Raw genomic sequence first — 17,624 nt, 5'->3', positions numbered from 1 at the left:
CCGTTCGGTATACGGCGCTTTCAATAGTTGACGTGCACAGACTGATAGGCTGTGGCTAAATCATAGAAGCCACTGCTTATCAGTCTTTCTTTTGACATAGCTCGCTTCACCGCAGAAAGGTTGGAGCAGAACCAATGTCCTTTACGGCAATTCGCCGCCATGTGTGCATAGTACTCTGGTATACCCATCCGAATCAGATTTCTCTTCTTAGTCTTAGGCAATTTCCATTGTATCCATATGCACATGCGTATTCTGTGATAGAGCCATCCATTGATGTCATCTAAGTTGTTCTTCATGCTGGCAATCCCATAATAGTTAAGCCACCCTCTAGCATATGCCTTGATTTTCTCTAGGCTTGGCTTGATGGACTGTACAGACTTACGGGAAGATAAGTCTTTCAGCTTGGACTTAAACTTCTTCCATGACTTTGGATGAACTCGGACATATATGCCACTTCCGTTCCTTCCCAATGCAAAGCCAAGGAATTTAAAATTTCGGATTGCAAACACACTTACAGTACGGCTTTTCTCTCGGTTAACTGTAAGTTTTAGTTTCTCTTCAAGATATCTCGTACTACTTTCCAAGAGTCTTTCCGACGCCCGCTTGCTTTTGGCAAGGAGAACTATGTCATCCGCATATCTGATGCAGGGAACACCTCTCTTTAGAAACTCTTGGTCGAACTCATTGAGGTAGATGTTCGCAAGTAGTGGCGATAGGTTACCACCTTGGGGCGAACCTTCCTCTGTATCAATGACCACTCCGTCTTCCATAACTCCACTTTTCAGATAGCGCTTTATGAGCTGTACCACACGTTCGTCCTTCACATTCTTTCGGAGAAGATTTATAAGGATTTCGTGGTTCAGAGTATCGAAATACTTGGATAAATCAAGCACCACCGCAAATGTGTATCCTTGCTCTGCGTACTCTTTGACCTTTAGTATGGCTCCTTTTGCATCTCTGTTTGGACGGTAACCATAGCTTCCATCCGCAAACAGTGGTTCATAGATAGGCACTAACTGTTGGGTTATTGCCTGCTGGAGTGTACGGTCTATCACGGTAGGTATGCCAAGCTTACGCACACCACCATCTGGTTTTGGGATCTCAACTCGCCTGACCGGCGACGGAGTGTACTTTCCACGAAATATACGGTCGGTTAGCTCCTGTTGATGTTCCTTGAGATAAGGAAGTGCCTCTTCGATAGTCATGCCATCAATTCCTGCCGCTCCCTTGTTTGCCTTTACTCTCTTGTACGCTCTGTTAAAGTTGTCTTTATACAGTATCGCTTCTAAAAGTTTCGGCTGTGCACTGTCTCTTTCTTTCCATATCCGATTGAATGACCTACGCGCTTTCGCATACCCTTCATGTTCCGCATTATCTCTTTGCGAACAGCCATTGTTTTCAATGTTTTCTGCCATAAATGGTCATTCCTCCTTTCTCGGTCATACTCAAGACTCCTATTGATTTGGTCCTTCGCCTCTTGGCTACTATGACCTCTGCTGACTTCTGTGCGTTCAGCACCGCCTCGTTTCCTTGTACAGTGGTTACTCCTTTCAGAGCATTTCGCACAGACCTCCCTAGGTACCACACGTTTCTTCCTCTCCATCCGTCTGCCTCATCTATCATGCATGATTCCGTGTAGTTATCGGGCTTCGGCTTGATATGCAGTCTTACCCTCATGCATGACCTCTTATGAGATTTCTGTTCGTCAGACCAGAGATTTGCCCGTGAGTTAGTATGTTCCTCACATCCGGCTTCCTTCAGATTCCACCTCACGATGGACACCCTTGCCTTCGGCTATATCCTTCCCACTACCGGGCGGATTCGGGACTTTAACCCGTTAGAAACGTGCGCCGCTAGGCGCACATAAAAATAGGTGTGCAGAAATAATTCCGCACACCTATCGGTGGTTATCATAACTTATCTTAAGTTAACAGTCTGGCTTTGGCCCTTGATGGAAACTATCATGCCAAGGCTATCTATATGTCCTGCGTCCTTTTCGTCTATCTGAGTAAGCACAACTACGCTCTCGTGAGCTCTGGGCTCAATGGTACCTGAATAGGATGACAGATCGTTAGGTAAAAAAGTCACCGATGAGTATCCCAGGTTTTCACCGTTTAAAAGTATCTGGAAGTTTAGATTCAATGGAATCATGTTCACAGATTTGCTGCTGTCAGAGCCGTTATACAGGTCCATTCTAAGAACCAATAGCTTTTTTCCCTTATCGGCATTTACCACATAGCTTTTTGAACTCTCAGGATAAGTGCTGGTCACCATGTAGCCCTGATAGGAAAGAAAGATATCATCATAGATTTCCTGGGTCTGGTCCGATGAAAGGGTGATGGCATTTGGATCTGATTCGGTAGTCTTTGTTTCCTCTACTTCCTCTGCTGAAGTCTCCTCGCTTGAAGCCAGTGCAGCTGAAGATGTGTCCTCAACCGTTTTTTCCTGTTCTTCAGGGTTCTCTTGTACGTCAGGCATATCTGTTTCTACAGGTGTAGGTTCAGGTAAAGGCTGAGGCTGTGGCGTAACCTGAGTCTGGGTCTGAGTTTGCTTAGCAGCCTCTTTCTCAGCCTTTTCAGCTTCCTTCTTACGCTGCTTCTCAAGCTCTTTTGCATCCACGTAAATGAGCCTTTCCTGGCCATTGTTGGAATAACGCATCAAAAGACCTGCAGCATATTCCACAGTCTGATTGTACTGCTCCTCTGTCATTTCAGGTAATTTCTCGCCGCACCCTGAAAGTGCCATTACCATGCACAGCGCCAGTATTATTCCAATACTCTTTTTTCCACCCATAATCTCATCCTCATTTATGCCGATTATTTGGTTTCCAGTTCAAAATAGAACTCAACACCATTGTCGTAGTTGATCACACCATATTCCTGGTGCATTCCTTCCATGATGGCCTTTACTATAGACAGTCCTACGCCACTGCCTCCGTACTCTCTGGTCCTTGCCTTATCGACTTTATAAAACTTCTCCCAGATATGTCCTATGCTGTCCTCAGGAATAGGTTCACCTGTGTTGAAGACAGAAACTCTGACATGGTTCTCATTCTGGGCAAGTCTGATGTCAATTATCTTTTCCCCGGCGATATGATTGAGGGCATTGCTGTAATAGTTCATCAAAACTTCCTCAACCTTAAATTCGTCGCCCCATACAAATATCGGAGGATAATCTCCAAAATTAACTGTTACATCCTTCTGCTTTGCCAGCATGCTTGCGGATTTGACATAATTTCGAACCAGTTCCACAATATCAAAACGCTCCATGTTGGCGCTTTCATTACCAAACTCCAGCTGGTTTAAGGTAAGAAGCTTTTTTACCATGATATTCATCTTGGATGCCTCATCCATGATAACCTCACAGTAAAAATTCCTGCTCTCCTCGTCATCGCTGATGCCTTCCTTAAGGCCCTCCGCGTAGCCCTGAATAAGCGCTATGGGAGTTTTAAGTTCATGGGATACGTTGGACAAAAATTCCTTACGCATCTCATCAATCTCTTCCTTCTGGGCAATATCTTTTTTCAAAGAAATATTGGCACTCTTGAGCTCCTTAATGTTCTTCTCAAGGGTCTCAGAAAGCTCATTCATGTTCTGTCCAAGTATATCAAGCTCGTTCTTATACTCATTATCCGCCACATACTTTGCTTCAAAGTTGAGCTTCTTCATATCGTCGGAGATCTTTGTAAGCTTCTCAATAGGATCCGTAACCTTTTTACAGATAAAAAGAATCAGTACAGAACCTACAACTATAGCGATGATAGCCACATAGATCATGAAGGTGTTGGATATGGTTACATTGTCCTTGATACTCTCCATGGTAGCCCTGACAAGTACCAGATTGCCATTACCAACTATGCCCCACATCTCCATGTATTGACGTCCGGTTCCCCGGTCCTCATCGATTTGGAGGGTATAATCATCACCATAATCAAGGACTGTAGTTTCCTCAATAACCCTCTCTCCCATTCTGGGATCGATCATGTTCTCCCATAGGATTTTTGCAAGCAGCTCCGGGTTATTACTGGAACTTTTTACCGTCTTGGAATCCGCATCCAGAACGATCATCTCAATGTTGTATCGCTCACAGATGTGACTGATTTCAGTATCAAACTCCTGAGATGTAATGTCTCCACTACCTATAGCCTCAGAAATACTTCTGTAGGCAGCTATAATAGCTTCTCTCTTGTTCTTGATATAAAACCTCTCCATAAATACAAGATTTACAAAGAGACTTACTACAAAAGTACCCACCATTATAGTGATAAACATTATACTGATCTCAAACCTGATGGAATGGATTTTTTCGTTGTTAGTAGTCTTCATTGTACAAATTCTTTACAGTTGACATCATGCTGTTTCCTGTCCCTTTAATTCTTTAGTCCACCTGTCGATCATCATGGCTACACTCCTTTGGTTGCCGTCAAAGGAACTATCCTGGTAATTGACTGCATTATTCGCCATGTTCTGCGTAATACTGATGAGTTCTTCCCCTGTCTTTATTAGCGTATCCTCCTCTTGCATCCTATCCATGAGAGACTCCATCAGTTCATCATGCCTTTGCCTCAAAAGTTTTATTTCTTCATTAAGTTCTTTTGTTCTATCTGCATATTTTTGCTGCTTTTTGGCTTCCTCATCCATTCCCTCTTGATAATGTTTCTGTTTTTTTAACTGTTCTTCTATATTTGCTGACCTTAGTGCAAGCTGTTCAGGGGACTCCTTCTTCGGGACATCTGAAACTAAATCAACGTAAAGCTTCTTTGACTCATTAAAAAACGTTGAATATTCCAATGATTTTTGTTCTGATTCAGCAATTGCTGCTGGTATTCTATCTAGCTCGCCTTCATCCTGCGCAGTCCTCTCCATATTCACATTAAGCATTGCCTTTACTTTTTCAGGGTCACGTGACTTTGCTTTATCTCTGGCAACCAACACTGATTGTATCAGATCAGTGACCTTTTTCTCCACAACACTACGGATCAGTTCATTGCGGTCCTGAAATGACATTTTCCTGAGTGTTTCGATGCTTAGTGTTGCACTTTCTTCTTCATCAACACCCATACTCTTAAGACTGGCATCCCATGACGACTGGTATCGCTGCTCAATTGCAGTGACTTGTTCCAGTAGTTCTCTTTCCTTAGTATTTCTACCTTGCTTCTGAATCTCAGGGGTAAGTGTGCCCATCACGTTGAGTTTCTTAGAGGTATCCGCCCATTCCTCGCCCGTATGACCATAATCGAGCATCAGCTCATATCTTCGATACTGAACAAACTCAAGAAGCGTCTGGCATTTGACCCTAAAATCCGCCAGATTACTTATAATCTCTGATGATGAGCGCAACTCCCCATTAAATAACTCTGTAATAATCTTCGGATCACTTGTCATGATTCGAAGATGTAAGGGGTCTTCAAACATGCGGGCAATCAAGTCCCTCATTAACATGACTTTTCTTTCAAAACTTGGCATTCCAGGGATATCATTAAAAGCATCCGCCATACTCTTTTCAGAAAATAGCTCTTTCGTACCTTCACCATGTACAAAATCATCTATATCTGCTTCTGCCTGTCTGAGAAGTTTTATTGTCTCAAGGAATCTATCCTTATCCCTATGATATCCATATGAGCCTGGTTCTACGTTTTCTCTTAGCAGAGACGAACAAAGCCTCACCGGTCCTTCCAGCTGATACGCAGTCTCTGTAGTCTGAGTCACTGAAAGCTTCCCATCCTTATCAAATCTGGGCAGAGGCTTCATAAGAATGATTGCCGACGTATACTCTTCTCTTGTCCTTTCCCTTTCGCTTTCAGAAAGTCTACTCAGGTCAAGGATCTTATCTATCTTATATGCCTCCTGAAATTGCCGCAGCTCAGCCTCTCCCTGCATATCAAATGCTGTTGCGCTTGCCTTCTGGAGCCTGCTAAGAGCCGAACTCAGTTCCTGTCCCTTTGTATAATCAAATCCGCTTTTGACCGCTTTAGCCTCTTCATTACTATCATGAAAAGCTTGTATAAACCAAATGCCACGGTTCTTTAGATCGGTTCTTAATTGTTGTGTTGCATTGATACGCCGTCCCTTCAGGTCCACATTATAACGTTCCTTGACATAGCCTGTCTGGGCAAGCATTTCAGCTGAACCTTCGTCCACATTCTCCCGCCCCAAAAGGACGCTTGCGCACAATCTGTTGGCATTCGCATGGAATTCCCATACATCCAGTTCCGCCTTAAGTGATGAGATATAAGCTTCAATATCACCGTCCTGGGCCTTCCCGGTGCGTTCAATATTGGCAGCAGTAATGGCAAAGATATGGCTCCTTAAGTCCAGTGCCTTCTGACAGCACTCCCTGTATTCCTCTGCCGCCTTCAAAACTATTTCTTTGTCTCCAGCCTCAAGATTCTCCAGTTTTTTGGCACCCAGCGCTTTTGATTCTCCGATTTCCGACAAAAGATCGAACATCGGCGCCTGTTCTGCCTGCTCCACCAGCTGTTCAACGGTGACTTTTTTATCTGTACTGTCAGTTACAATCCTGCTCTTGATACGGTCAAGGAGAGCTGTAATGCTATCTATACCGCCTGAAGCATGCGCAACCTTTCCGGCCTTCAGATCCTTTGCTTCTTCAAGCTCTGTAGTCAGTTTATAATAATCAGCCAGTTCTTTTGCTTCCTCCGGTCTGTCGACTGATCCTGCAATGCACCTTTTGATCGCCCCGGCTCTTTTAAGATAGCTTTTCTTCTCCTCCAGTTTTGCACCAAAAGACTTGTCCCCCATAAGAAGCTTTGCTTTCTCAGTGCCTATGATACGGGCGCGATTAGTCTTGTAGAAGGCGTACTTCTCTGCAGCAAGTTCGATATGATCCGAATAATTACCGAACCACCTTCCTTTTGCATTCTGAGTCTTCTTAAGATCTTTTACTGCAGCCTTGAACTCAGAAAGATACTTTTCAGTTGCCTTTCTCGTGAATATCTCCAAACCGTCAAGATTACCCAGCTCTTTTTCAATCTCGGCAAGTGTCATTTCCAGATTACTTTCAGGGATATCTGCTATAGGTTTTCCGGCGTTTCTCTGCTTTGCGTCTTTTTCCTTATCACTGTCCTTAGTTTTCTGGTAAGTAGCCTCTTTCTCTCTGAAGGATATCTCACTCTCAGTAGTATTGGCAGAAATAAACTCATGTCTCTGTTCGTCAACACCAAAGACCGAAAACTTTCTCTGTTCAAGGAGTAGTCTGTCCTGCAGTGCTCTCATCTCAGTAAAAACATCCTGAGAACCCATTTGCTGCAAAGGCGCAACCCTCCGCTTCGAAAGATCTGCCTGTTCGTCGGCATTACGCTGATCTAGTTCTGCCTGTGCGCTGATCTTCTGTCTTGAAATACTCTGCATCAGATCAAGCATAGAGGTAGAATCAAACGATTGCTGAAGTGTGTTTTTTTCGGATTGTAAAGCTTCTTCTCCACCTGCCATGACAGTATCCTTTCTCAAGCCCTCCCGGCTGCTGAAGCATACCTGATAAGATCTGCGACTCTTCCCGTGCCGGGTGATATATTAACCTGGGCGCGTATGATTGCATCGCATTCGTATCTAATAACTATCTTTTTGACAAGACTCTCCGATACCTCGTTAATGACCGGACAAGTCACTGTCTGTTCCTTTCCGTATTTAGCTACAGCCACCTTAAGAGCATGCTGAAGCAGCGTGATGGCAACTATTGGGTTCTCAGAATAAAGCAGTCTTATAACCAGCTCATCACCATCTTTATCCACCAGTACCGCACCATGGGTCATGCCGTTCTCGCTGTATATGGCACTTATTTCCTGATCGTATATATCCCACTTGACAGGATGCGGCATTGGAACGATTGTTTCGCTTTTCTCCACTCTCTTAAGAAGATTATTCTGAAGTTCCCGATCCGCGTCTTTAAGTGAAACACAGTTTTCCATTCTGGAGTGCTTCTTCTCGGGAAGTGAGGCTACATCCGCCAGTCTGAAGCGGTATACTCCGCTGTTAACTCTGGACCAGACGAAATCCCTTTCCGGGAAATACTCCGCCATACCGTCGTCTTCTCTGAACTTGCAAAAAACGCCTCTGACGCCTCCGCGTATCCTACATCTGTACACGAAAAGCCGTACCATATCCGCCCCATAAACAGGCAGGTCATATGGCACGGTAGTAGTCACCCATTCTATCTCGATATATCCCCTGGTGTAGCGGTACAAAATTATACCCACTACAGGGTCAACTTTACTGTCATGATTAATGAAGACGATTCCCGAAAGTTCCCCTGACTCCAGCTCTTTCATGCAGTAATCGGGGATCAGCTTTCTGAAGAGATCGCTATCTCCTTCTGAAAAACTGTATTCCTTCCACATAAATCATCGCCTCCGTTTCTTTCATCCGGACAATGATGTTTCATCCATCTGACCATTGATACGATACAAATAAAAAAATGTCAGTCTTCGAACTTATAACCCATTCCCCAAATTGTCTTGATCATCTCACCCTTGTCTCCAAGCTTTCCGCGAAGCTTTTTTACATGGGTATCTATAGTCCGGGCATCACCAAAATAGTCATAGTTCCAAACATTATTAAGGATCTTTTCTCTGGAAAGAGCAACACCCTTGTTTTCAAAGAAATATGTAAGAAGTTCAAATTCCTTATAGGAAAGATCAACCTCTTTTCCATCAACAGTAACAGAATGTGCCACCTTGTTTATTACTATTCCGCCCACTTCCATAACCTGATTTCCGGCTCCGGAATTGGTTCTTCTAAGTATTGCAGATACTCTTGCAGCCAAGATCTTAGGGCTGAAGGGCTTTGAAATATATTCATCCACACCAAGTTCAAAGCCAAGGAGCTCATCTCTTTCCTCAGCCTTAGCTGTAAGCATGATGATAGGTACCCTTGAGTTCTGACGGATCTCACGACATACTTCCCATCCATCTCTCTTAGGCATCATAACATCAAGAATAATAAGTGATATATCCTTATCCGCATAGAAGGCATCAAGAGCCTGCTGACCATCCTCTGCCTCAATTACAATATAACCGTCTTTTGCAAGGAAGTCTTTAACGAGCTTACGCATTCTGCTCTCATCATCGACCACCAATATCTTCAGATCGTCCAAGTAAGTTCCCTCCACTAAGCATTAATCTGTTGTATTCCCATCATAGCTCGAAGAATCCTGGATGCCAAGTCTTTTTTCCGCTTCTCTTACGGCTTTTTCCCTCTCTGTAAGCTCCTCATCCCAGGCTGAATACCTGTTTGTCACATTTGTCTTGTAGTTCAGTATGTTGTCGCTGTCACTGTTCATGGTTATAACGAACATTACGATCACCAGAATGAAAAGAACTACATCCAGAACGATAGGAAAAATGCGCCCAAACTCAAGCTTCTCCTTGGGCTTTTCAACCTTGATCCTCTGCTTTACTGTCAGATTCTCCATGGCTGAATGCCTGGTCATGGAAACATTTAAAGGGATAGGAATAAGGTCATCCTCCGTATAGCCACTTTCAAGAAGTTTTTCCCGAAGACCGGAAAGATAGTTCCATCCAATGGGTGTCTTAAAGATCTTATTCTCAATGGCCTTTTCATAAACAGCTTTAATATCACTTGGCCGGGAAACCTTCGCTCTGGCCTGTAATAGCTTAATCTTAGAAAGATCCATTTCGGCCTTTTGAGCATCGATCTCGCTCATGAACTCATAACCGCCCACTATATAATTACTCTTTGGATCCTTTTTATCAGTTGCCATATTCTGCTCCGTAAGATGCAATGAATACGCTGACACTTCTTGCCTTCATGGTCTTGTTTCGCCAGGTTAAGGGCTTTGGTCTATTGAAAAAGAACTTTCCGCTATCATCTCCTGTATCGACACAAAGGGACCAGAACGCTCCCTCCGGAGGATTTGGAAGCATTATCTGCATATCCTCCCAAAAGGCATTGATTGCAAGATATACGATGTCATCATGACCTTTTCTTCTGATAAATCCTGCGTATCTTACGCAGACCACCCTTGAATCCTTAGTGATGTTTCCGTGGTCAGGATTCTCAGTGTGGACTGAAATAGATGGAAATCCGCACTGGGCAGGAAGAAGGTCCTTCCTGATACTTGGGTGTTTTCTTCTGAACTGGATCATATTTCGGTAGAAGTCAAAAAAGCTCTTGTTCTTCTCTAAAAGGTTCCAGTCCAGCCAGGATATTTTGTTGTCCTGACAATAAGCATTGTTATTACCAAACTGGGTATTGGCAAACTCATCCCCAGAGTAAACCATCGGTGTTCCACGGCTGCACATAAGCACAGTTATGGCATTTCGCATCATTCTGAACCTGAGGTCATTGATCTGTGGATCGTCCGTCTCACCCTCTGCTCCGCAGTTCCAGCTTCTGTTGTCATTGGCACCATCGGTATTATTCCAGCCGTTATCCTCATTGTGCTTTCCGTTATATGCATAGAGGTCGTGAAGGGTAAAGCCGTCGTGACAGGTAATGAAATTAACTGAGGACTCATAACCAAGGTAAGAACCACCATAAAGGTCCATAGAACCGGTGATTCTTTTAACCGCTTCAGGCGCAGACCATATATCGCCCTTTAAGTAGGACCTGATATCATCACGGTACTTACCATTCCATTCAGCCCATCTCTTCCAAGCCGGGAAGTTACCAACCTGGTACATTCCACCTGCATCCCATGCTTCAGCAATAAGCTTTACATTTCCAAGGATAGGATCATAAGCAAGCCTCTGGATAAGAGGTGGCTTTTCCATTGGCGCACCATCCTGGTCTCTTCCAAGGATGCTGGCAAGATCAAATCTAAAGCCGTCAATCCTGTACTCCTCAACCCAGTAGCGAAGACACTCAACGATAAACTCCTGTACCATCGGGTGGTTACAGTTCATGGTATTGCCACAGCCACTGAAGTTATAGTACTGTCCGTAAGGAGTAAGCAGGTAATAGATATTGTTATCAAAGCCCTTAAACGAGATAAATGGGCCGTTTTCATTTCCTTCTGCAGTATGATTGAACACAACATCAAGGATAACTTCTATTCCGTTATCCTTAAGGGTCTTGATCATATGTTTAAGTTCTACACCTTCCTTGTTGTACTCACTCTGGGAGGCATAGCTGGTATTTGGTGCAAAAAAGCTTACAGTGTTATATCCCCAATAATCGTAGAGAGTAACACCATTTACTTCTCTCTTATCTCGCGTCTCGTCAAACTCAAAGATGGGCATCAGCTCAACAGCTGTTATTCCCAATCTTTTAAGATACTCAACCTTCTCCTTGATTCCCTCGAAGGTTCCCCTGAATTTCACCCCTGAAGAGGGATCCATGGTAAATCCTCTAACGTGCATCTCGTAAATAACTGAATCGCACATTGGAATCTTAAGGGAATTGGTGTCGTTCCATTCAAAATTGTCTCTTACAACTCTCGCCCTATAGGCGCCATCTCTATTGGGGTTCTGTCCCCAAATACGCTGTCCAGAAACAGCCTTTGCATAAGGATCCAGAAGAAGATGGCCTTTATCAAACAAAAGACCTTTCTCAGGATCCCAAGGTCCATCAACGCTGTATGCATACTCCAGATTCTCTATATCGAGTCCAAAGACGATCATGGAGTAAACCTTACCAATCCTATAGCTTTCAGGGAAGGGAATCTGGGCAAAGGGCTTAGATTCACCTCTGTAGAACAAAAGCAGTGTTATCGAGGTAGCCCCGTTTGAATAGGCAGTAAAATTAACGCCATCAGTGAGCATGGTGGCGCCATTGATATTATAAAAGCCAGGTCTGATTCTGAAGCCTGCCACTTCATCAAGAGCAAGCAATTGCCTGCCCACCTCGGCCTTTCTGAGTTCTCTGACCTGTCTTTCGCCAATCTGTATTGGTCTGTTGCCTTGTCTGTGTCTTCTAAACTCATCCATATATTAATTCTATCACAATCTTGATAAAAAAAACGTGAAAAAAAAAGAAAACCATCCCAAAATGGGATGGTTTTGAAGAATATTCTTTATTTGTGATATACGGATTGCTCCGCAGAAAGCGCTCTCGCAATCCTACAGACCTTCGGAAATCGAATCACTCATTCCTTCGTGATTCTTCTTTCCTCATGTCTGTTCGGTCTGCAAGGTCATGTAAATTATCATGCAAGCATGAAATTTCCATGACTTTGCATCCCTATATCACACAGGGTACGCCCCATTCTTTGTATCAGCGGCTGAAACATCAACCTTTTCCTGCTGAGCAAGACGATACTTGAAGAAATCTGTAGCAACCTGAGGGAACAGTGCATAAGAAAGCACATCCTCATCCTGCTGCTTCCACTGCTTAACCTCTTCCTCGAACTTAGGAAGTCCTGGAGAAAGCTTGTCAGCAGGTCTGCAGGTAATAACTTCTCTGTCGCCGATGATCTTCTTCTGAACCTCTGGATTGAAAGGCTTGATTGTCTTACCATACTCACCTGCAAGAAGATCCTTAGTCTGGTCAGTAGCAACCTTATATCTCTCACCCATAAGCACGTTCATAACGGCCTGAGTACCAACGATCTGTGATGAAGGTGTAACAAGAGGTGGCTCACCGAAGTCCTTACGAACCTGTGGGATTTCCTCAAGCACTGTATCGTACTTGTCACTTGCATTCTGCTCTTTAAGCTGGCTAACCATGTTAGAAAGCATTCCGCCAGGAACCTGATACATAAGAGTCTTGATGTTAACACCAAGAACCTTAGGATCCATAAGTCCACTTGCAAGGCACTCTTCTCTGTAAGGTCTGAAGTGGTCAGCAATTTTAGCAAGAAGCTTCTGATCAAGACCTGTGTCGAAAGGCTGTCCCTTGAAGGCCTCAACCATAACCTCTGTAGCAGGCTGTGATGTTCCAAGAGCAAATGGAGAAATAGCACAGTCAATAATATCAACACCTGCCTCAGCAGCCTTCATGTATGTCATGCTGGCAACACCTGAAGTGTAGTGTGTGTGAAGGTCGATAGGAAGAGATGTAGCGCTCTTAAGAGCCTTAACAAGCTTCTCTGCCTCATAAGGAAGAAGAAGTCCTGCCATATCCTTGATACAGATAGAATCTGCACCCATGCTCTCGATCTCTTTTGCTACATTCATCCAGTAATCCATTGTGTATGCATCACCTAGAGTGTATGCAAGGGCGATCTGAGCATGTCCGCCCTCTCTCTTACATGCCTTAACGGAAGCCTCAAGGTTTCTAAGGTCGTTAAGACAGTCAAAAATACGGATAACATCAATACCGTTAGCGATTGACTTCTGTACGAAGTAGTCTACTACGTCATCTGGATAGTGCTTGTATCCAAGGATGTTCTGTCCACGAAGGAGCATCTGAAGCTTTGTGTTCTTAAAGCCTGCCTTAAGCTTACGAAGTCTCTCCCATGGATCCTCTTTAAGGAATCTCATTGCAGCATCAAATGTTGCACCGCCCCAGCACTCAACAGCGTTGTATCCAACCTTGTCCATTGTATCGATGATAGGAAGCATCATCTCAGTAGGCATTCTGGTTGCGATAAGAGACTGATGAGCATCACGGAGTACGGTCTCGTTGATGCGAACTGGTTTTTTCTCTAATTCTGCCATATCTATTATCCCTTTCTAATTATCTCAATAATTTATACGCCGAAAACTGCCATGAAGGTACCTGCAACTACCGCAGTACCAATAACTCCGGCAACGTTAGGTCCCATAGCATGCATCAGCAGGAAGTTCGAAGGATCATATTCCGCACCAACCTTCTGTGAAACACGGGCAGCCATAGGAACAGCGGAAACTCCGGCTGATCCAATAAGCGGATTGATCTTGCCCCTTGTGATAAAACAAAGCAGTTTACCTAAGAGACATCCGGCTGCAGTACCAAAGGCAAAGGCAATAAGTCCAAGAACAACAATGATAAGAGTTGTCTTGTTAAGGAAAGCCTCAGCACTTGTTGTAGCACCAACAGATGTTCCGAGAAGGATAACTACGATGTACATAAGAGCATTTGAAGCTGTCTCCTGAAGCTGACGAACAACACCTGACTCTCTGAAGAGGTTACCAAGCATAAGCATACCGATAAGAGGTGCTGTTGTAGGAAGGATCATACTTACAACGATAGTAACGATTACAGGGAAAAGAATCTTCTCCAGCTTGGAAACTTCTCTAAGCTGCTGCATTCTGATGGTTCTTTCCTTCTTTGTTGTAAGAGCCTTCATGATAGGTGGCTGGATCATTGGAACCAGAGCCATGTAGGAATAAGCTGCAACGGCAATAGGTCCAAGGATTGAAGTCTGATGAAGCTTACTTGCAAGGAAGATAGATGTAGGACCATCTGCTCCTCCGATGATTGATACAGCTGCAGCCTGCTGGTCGTTGAAACCAAAGGCAATAGCCATAAAGTAAGCTGAAAAAATACCAAACTGAGCACCAGCTCCCATAAGGAAACTGATAGGGTTTGCAATAAGGGGACCAAAGTCTGTCATGGCACCAACGCCCATGAAAATAAGCGAAGGCAAGATGGCCCACTCATCCAGGATATAGAAGTAATGCAGAAGTCCGCCTGCTGCACCATCAGCTGGAGCCATCATGATATCCGGATAGATATTAACCAAAAGCATACCGAACGAGATCGGTACAAGGAGCAAAGGCTCGAATCCCTTGGCAATAGCAAGATACAGGAATACCAGTGCAACTACAACCATGATATAGTTGCCGGGTTTCATTGTTGTAAATGCTGTCTGTTGCCAGAGATTAGATAATGTATTAACTATGTAATCCATTCTTATCCTCTTTCTGTTTTTTCAAACTAAAGTTTCTCTGACTTTGAATTAGTTAAGAGTAGCCAGTACTCTTCCTGCCTCAACAGCATCACCTGCTGCTACATCTATGCTTGCAACTGTTCCGTCTTGAGGAGCAACCATAGGGATCTCCATCTTCATGGACTCAAGTGTGATAACTGTGTCACCCTTCTTAACTGCCTGGCCAACATTAGCATCGATTCTAAGAACCTTACCTGCTGCACCAGCCTCGATCTTAACTGATCCTGCACCGGCACTTGCCTTCTTAGCAGGAGCTGCTGGAGCCTTTACTACAGGAGCTGCAGCTGCTGCAGGAGCTGCACCTGAGCCTGCACCTTCCTCTACTGTTACTTCATATACGTTTCCGTTAACGGTTATTGTATAGTTCTTCATTGTTTCTCCTTTCAATGAGCCTTAAATCTGCTCAAAGCCTTTTATTTATTGTTCTTCCAATTTCTGTTTACTTTTCTGATAGATCTTACTCTGAAGCCATCTGTGCTTCCACTTCCCTCATAAGCTGCAATGGCTGCTGCAATAACTGCTACCAGCTCTGCGTCAGAGGAAAGATCCTCTTTGTCAGCGATCTGAGTGATAGTATTTTCAATTGCCTTTTCTGCAATTTCCTTATCGCTCTCCTTCTTTTTCTTGTCACCACTAAAGAGAATTGGGAACAATGAAATAATAAGAGAAATAAGAATAAGAATCGCAAATGCCATACCCATTCCAAGAAGGGTATTAAGTCCGGCGTTTTCAAGTTTCTCTCCGGTAGTCTTGTTAACTGTTACACCGATGTCTGTAGGATTGAAGTCATTGCCCATGTAAATTTCCATCAGGGCTGTGTGCTTTGTTCCCTTTAAAGTAGCATCGATTACCAGCTCATCATCATTGTTGATGTAGTACTCTACACCTTCAACAAAGATGTCAGACTGGAGTGTATCCTTGGAACTAAAACCAATGTCATTAACTGCCTTGTACCAGCTGTCATATCCGGATTTGTTTACCTTGAAGTAAGCATCATCAAAAGTAAGCTTTCCAGACATCTGGTCATAGTTCATAGCCAGCTCAAAATATGTCTTTTCATCGAAGTTCTCAGGTGTTATTCCTGAGAGATACCACTTCTCGAACACTTCATCCTCAAGGTAGGTGACGTAGTTGGAAATGGTCTCATTTGTGAATAATTGAGTGTGATATTTGCTTCCCTCTACAGTATTGTATGGGGTCTCACTGCCACAGGCTGTAAGTGCAAGAAGGCAGCCGATGATCACGCCCAAAACAAATTTTTTATGTTTCATTTTGAGTGCTCCCTTCATTAAACTGTGCCGTGTTTCTTGGCAGGACGCTCATCCCTCTTTGTAAAAAGCATCTCGAATGCACCAACAACATACTTTCTTGTATCTGCTGGCTCGATGATCTCGTCAACATATCCTCTTGCTGCTGCGCTCTTTACATTGTTCTGAAGAGCTGCGTAGTCAGAAGCAGCCTTAGAAACTGTCTCTGCATCCTTTCCATCGCACATGATCTTAGCTGCAATGTTTGCATCCATTGTACCGATCTGTGCATCTGGCCAGCTGATAGTAATATCTGCGCCAACAGCCTTAGAATTCATTACAACATAAGCACTTCCAAATGCCTTGCCTGTGATAAGGTTAACCTTTGGAACTGTTGCATTTGCAAGAGCATAAACAAGTCTGCCTGCAGCCTTAGCCACATGCTTCTCATCGCACTTGCTGGAACCAAATCCTGTAGCATTTGTAAGTGTAAGAACAGGAATATCGAAAGCATCGCAGAAGCTTATGAACTCAGCTGCCTTGTTAGCACCGTGAGCTGTGAGCTTGTCATCAAACTTATCTGCCTCTTTTCCGTTCTCATCGAAAACAACTGTACGGTTACCAACAAGACCAACAGTAGCACCGTTGAGCTTGATAAATCCTGTAACCATCTCTTTTGCATAATCTCTCTTAGCTTCGAAGAAAATGCCATTATCTGAAATCTGTCTTGCGATAACTGAAGGATCACCTGTAGCGCCATCAAGGTTCTCGCATGCTCTGTTAAGATCATCAGAGCACTCCTCGTAAGAATCTCCATCCTCGTTGTTAGAAGGAAGCATGCTTACAAGCTGTCTGATCTCAGCAAAGATTGTAGCCTCATCAGCTACCACATCAACATTGCCTGTTTCCTGGCTCTGCCATTTAGCGCTTGATGTGTCAAGCTTCTCCTTATAATTGCCATCAAGAACATTAGGTGAATTAACAAAGAGCTTTGCCTTCTCAGACTCCATGAATGTAAAGTCTGTGATTGAAGGAATAAGTGCAAGTCCACCACCGCATGTGCCAAAGACTGCTGTAATCTGAGGTACTACGCCTGAAGCCTCCACCTGCTTAAGATAAATCTCTCCAAATGCGTTAAGCGCATCTGTTCCTTCCTGAAGACGCATACCTGCAGAATCGATAAGTCCGATTACAGGTGATCCGGTCTTGATAGCAAGGTCGTACAGACGAACGATCTTCTTTGCATGCATTTCGCCGATAGATCCGCCAAGTACAGACGCATCCTGGCTATATACATACACCAGATTACCGCCTATCACACCATATCCGGTTACAACGCCGTCTGATGGTGTCTCTTCCTGTTTCAAATTGAAATCTGTGCTTCTTGCTGTCACAAGAGCGCCAATTTCAACGAAACTGTTTTCATCGAGCAAAGCATTGATTCTTTGACTCGCTTGTGAAGAACTACTCATTTCTTTACCTCCGTGAATATATTTTTATGCATAAATAGTGCAACTTTAGTCACAGTATAGTATACCATAAAAGACGGCAAAGAAAAGGGAGAATGCTAAAAAAATAACGCACTCT

14 protein-coding genes are annotated in these 17,624 nt (G+C 43.8%); all 14 read right to left on the bottom strand.

Going from position 1 to position 17,624, the window contains the following annotated elements; all coding sequences use genetic code 11:
• Positions 1–20: 20 nt before the first annotated feature.
• Positions 21–1,415 carry a group II intron reverse transcriptase/maturase gene (gene ltrA / locus BO18_RS13765; RefSeq protein WP_034443583.1) on the bottom strand — a complete coding sequence of 465 codons (1,395 nt, stop codon included), beginning with the start codon at positions 1,413–1,415 and terminating at the stop codon, positions 21–23.
• On the bottom strand, positions 1,399–1,773 hold the full coding sequence (locus tag BO18_RS35645; RefSeq protein WP_242856505.1) for a hypothetical protein: 375 nt from the start codon (positions 1,771–1,773) through the stop codon (positions 1,399–1,401). The genes ltrA and BO18_RS35645 overlap by 17 nt, the downstream gene beginning before the upstream one ends.
• Positions 1,774–1,917: 144 nt before the next feature.
• Positions 1,918–2,793, bottom strand: coding sequence for a hypothetical protein (locus BO18_RS13755; RefSeq protein WP_034446853.1), 876 nt, complete (start codon positions 2,791–2,793; stop codon positions 1,918–1,920).
• 23 nt (positions 2,794–2,816) lie between these two features.
• The gene (locus BO18_RS13750) at positions 2,817–4,271 is read right to left on the bottom strand and encodes a HAMP domain-containing sensor histidine kinase (protein ID WP_242856562.1); all 1,455 of its coding nucleotides are present in this window, start codon (positions 4,269–4,271) and stop codon (positions 2,817–2,819) included.
• 78 nt (positions 4,272–4,349) lie between these two features.
• A complete protein-coding gene (locus BO18_RS13745) occupies positions 4,350–7,451 on the bottom strand; it encodes a hypothetical protein (RefSeq protein WP_185752432.1) in 3,102 nt (1,033 codons plus the stop codon).
• 14 nt (positions 7,452–7,465) lie between these two features.
• A complete protein-coding gene (locus tag BO18_RS13740; protein WP_034446850.1) occupies positions 7,466–8,356 on the bottom strand; it encodes a hypothetical protein in 891 nt (296 codons plus the stop codon).
• Between the two features lie 80 nt (positions 8,357–8,436).
• Positions 8,437–9,111, bottom strand: a complete 675-nt coding sequence (locus BO18_RS13735) for a response regulator transcription factor (RefSeq protein WP_034446849.1) — start codon at positions 9,109–9,111, stop codon at positions 8,437–8,439.
• Positions 9,112–9,132: 21 nt separating this feature from the next.
• Positions 9,133–9,738, bottom strand: coding sequence for a hypothetical protein (locus tag BO18_RS13730; protein ID WP_034446848.1), 606 nt, complete (start codon positions 9,736–9,738; stop codon positions 9,133–9,135).
• Positions 9,728–11,905, bottom strand: coding sequence for a glycogen debranching protein GlgX (gene glgX / locus BO18_RS13725; protein WP_081861027.1), 2,178 nt, complete (start codon positions 11,903–11,905; stop codon positions 9,728–9,730). Before glgX ends, BO18_RS13730 begins: the two co-directional genes overlap by 11 nt.
• 258 nt (positions 11,906–12,163) lie before the next feature.
• The gene (locus tag BO18_RS13720) at positions 12,164–13,576 is read right to left on the bottom strand and encodes an oxaloacetate decarboxylase subunit alpha (RefSeq protein ID WP_034446847.1); all 1,413 of its coding nucleotides are present in this window, start codon (positions 13,574–13,576) and stop codon (positions 12,164–12,166) included.
• 32 nt (positions 13,577–13,608) lie between these two features.
• Positions 13,609–14,751, bottom strand: a complete 1,143-nt coding sequence (locus tag BO18_RS13715) for a sodium ion-translocating decarboxylase subunit beta (protein WP_034446846.1) — start codon at positions 14,749–14,751, stop codon at positions 13,609–13,611.
• A gap of 48 nt (positions 14,752–14,799) precedes the next feature.
• Positions 14,800–15,162 (bottom strand): biotin/lipoyl-containing protein, encoded by a 363-nt coding sequence (locus tag BO18_RS13710; RefSeq protein WP_034446845.1) that lies wholly within the window; start codon positions 15,160–15,162, stop codon positions 14,800–14,802.
• A 41-nt stretch (positions 15,163–15,203) separates the two neighbouring features.
• Complete coding sequence (locus tag BO18_RS32795) at positions 15,204–16,061, bottom strand: OadG family transporter subunit (protein WP_051688726.1); 858 nt, start codon at positions 16,059–16,061, stop codon at positions 15,204–15,206.
• Positions 16,062–16,078: 17 nt separating this feature from the next.
• Positions 16,079–17,509, bottom strand: a complete 1,431-nt coding sequence (locus BO18_RS13700; protein ID WP_034446844.1) for an acyl-CoA carboxylase subunit beta — start codon at positions 17,507–17,509, stop codon at positions 16,079–16,081.
• Between the last annotated feature and the right edge of the window lie 115 nt (positions 17,510–17,624).

It is taken from the genome of Butyrivibrio sp. AE2032, from assembly GCF_000702965.1.
Note: the sequence above shows the minus strand (reverse complement) of the source record. Positions and strands in the feature narration are given on the sequence as shown.

What these genes read in the sequence shown, in the direction of transcription:
- BO18_RS32795 (WP_051688726.1), bottom strand. Translation starts at nt 16,061, where the DNA reads ATGAAACATAAAAAATTTGTTTTGGGCGTGATCATCGGCTGCCTTCTT.
- BO18_RS13700 (WP_034446844.1), bottom strand. Translation starts at nt 17,509, where the DNA reads ATGAGTAGTTCTTCACAAGCGAGTCAAAGAATCAATGCTTTGCTCGAT.
- BO18_RS13755 (WP_034446853.1), bottom strand. Translation starts at nt 2,793, where the DNA reads ATGGGTGGAAAAAAGAGTATTGGAATAATACTGGCGCTGTGCATGGTA.
- ltrA (WP_034443583.1), bottom strand. Translation starts at nt 1,415, where the DNA reads ATGGCAGAAAACATTGAAAACAATGGCTGTTCGCAAAGAGATAATGCG.
- glgX (WP_081861027.1), bottom strand. Translation starts at nt 11,905, where the DNA reads ATGGATGAGTTTAGAAGACACAGACAAGGCAACAGACCAATACAGATT.
- BO18_RS13730 (WP_034446848.1), bottom strand. Translation starts at nt 9,738, where the DNA reads ATGGCAACTGATAAAAAGGATCCAAAGAGTAATTATATAGTGGGCGGT.
- BO18_RS13715 (WP_034446846.1), bottom strand. Translation starts at nt 14,751, where the DNA reads ATGGATTACATAGTTAATACATTATCTAATCTCTGGCAACAGACAGCA.
- BO18_RS13710 (WP_034446845.1), bottom strand. Translation starts at nt 15,162, where the DNA reads ATGAAGAACTATACAATAACCGTTAACGGAAACGTATATGAAGTAACA.
- BO18_RS13740 (WP_034446850.1), bottom strand. Translation starts at nt 8,356, where the DNA reads ATGTGGAAGGAATACAGTTTTTCAGAAGGAGATAGCGATCTCTTCAGA.
- BO18_RS13745 (WP_185752432.1), bottom strand. Translation starts at nt 7,451, where the DNA reads ATGGCAGGTGGAGAAGAAGCTTTACAATCCGAAAAAAACACACTTCAG.
- BO18_RS13720 (WP_034446847.1), bottom strand. Translation starts at nt 13,576, where the DNA reads ATGGCAGAATTAGAGAAAAAACCAGTTCGCATCAACGAGACCGTACTC.
- BO18_RS13750 (WP_242856562.1), bottom strand. Translation starts at nt 4,271, where the DNA reads ATGTTTATCACTATAATGGTGGGTACTTTTGTAGTAAGTCTCTTTGTA.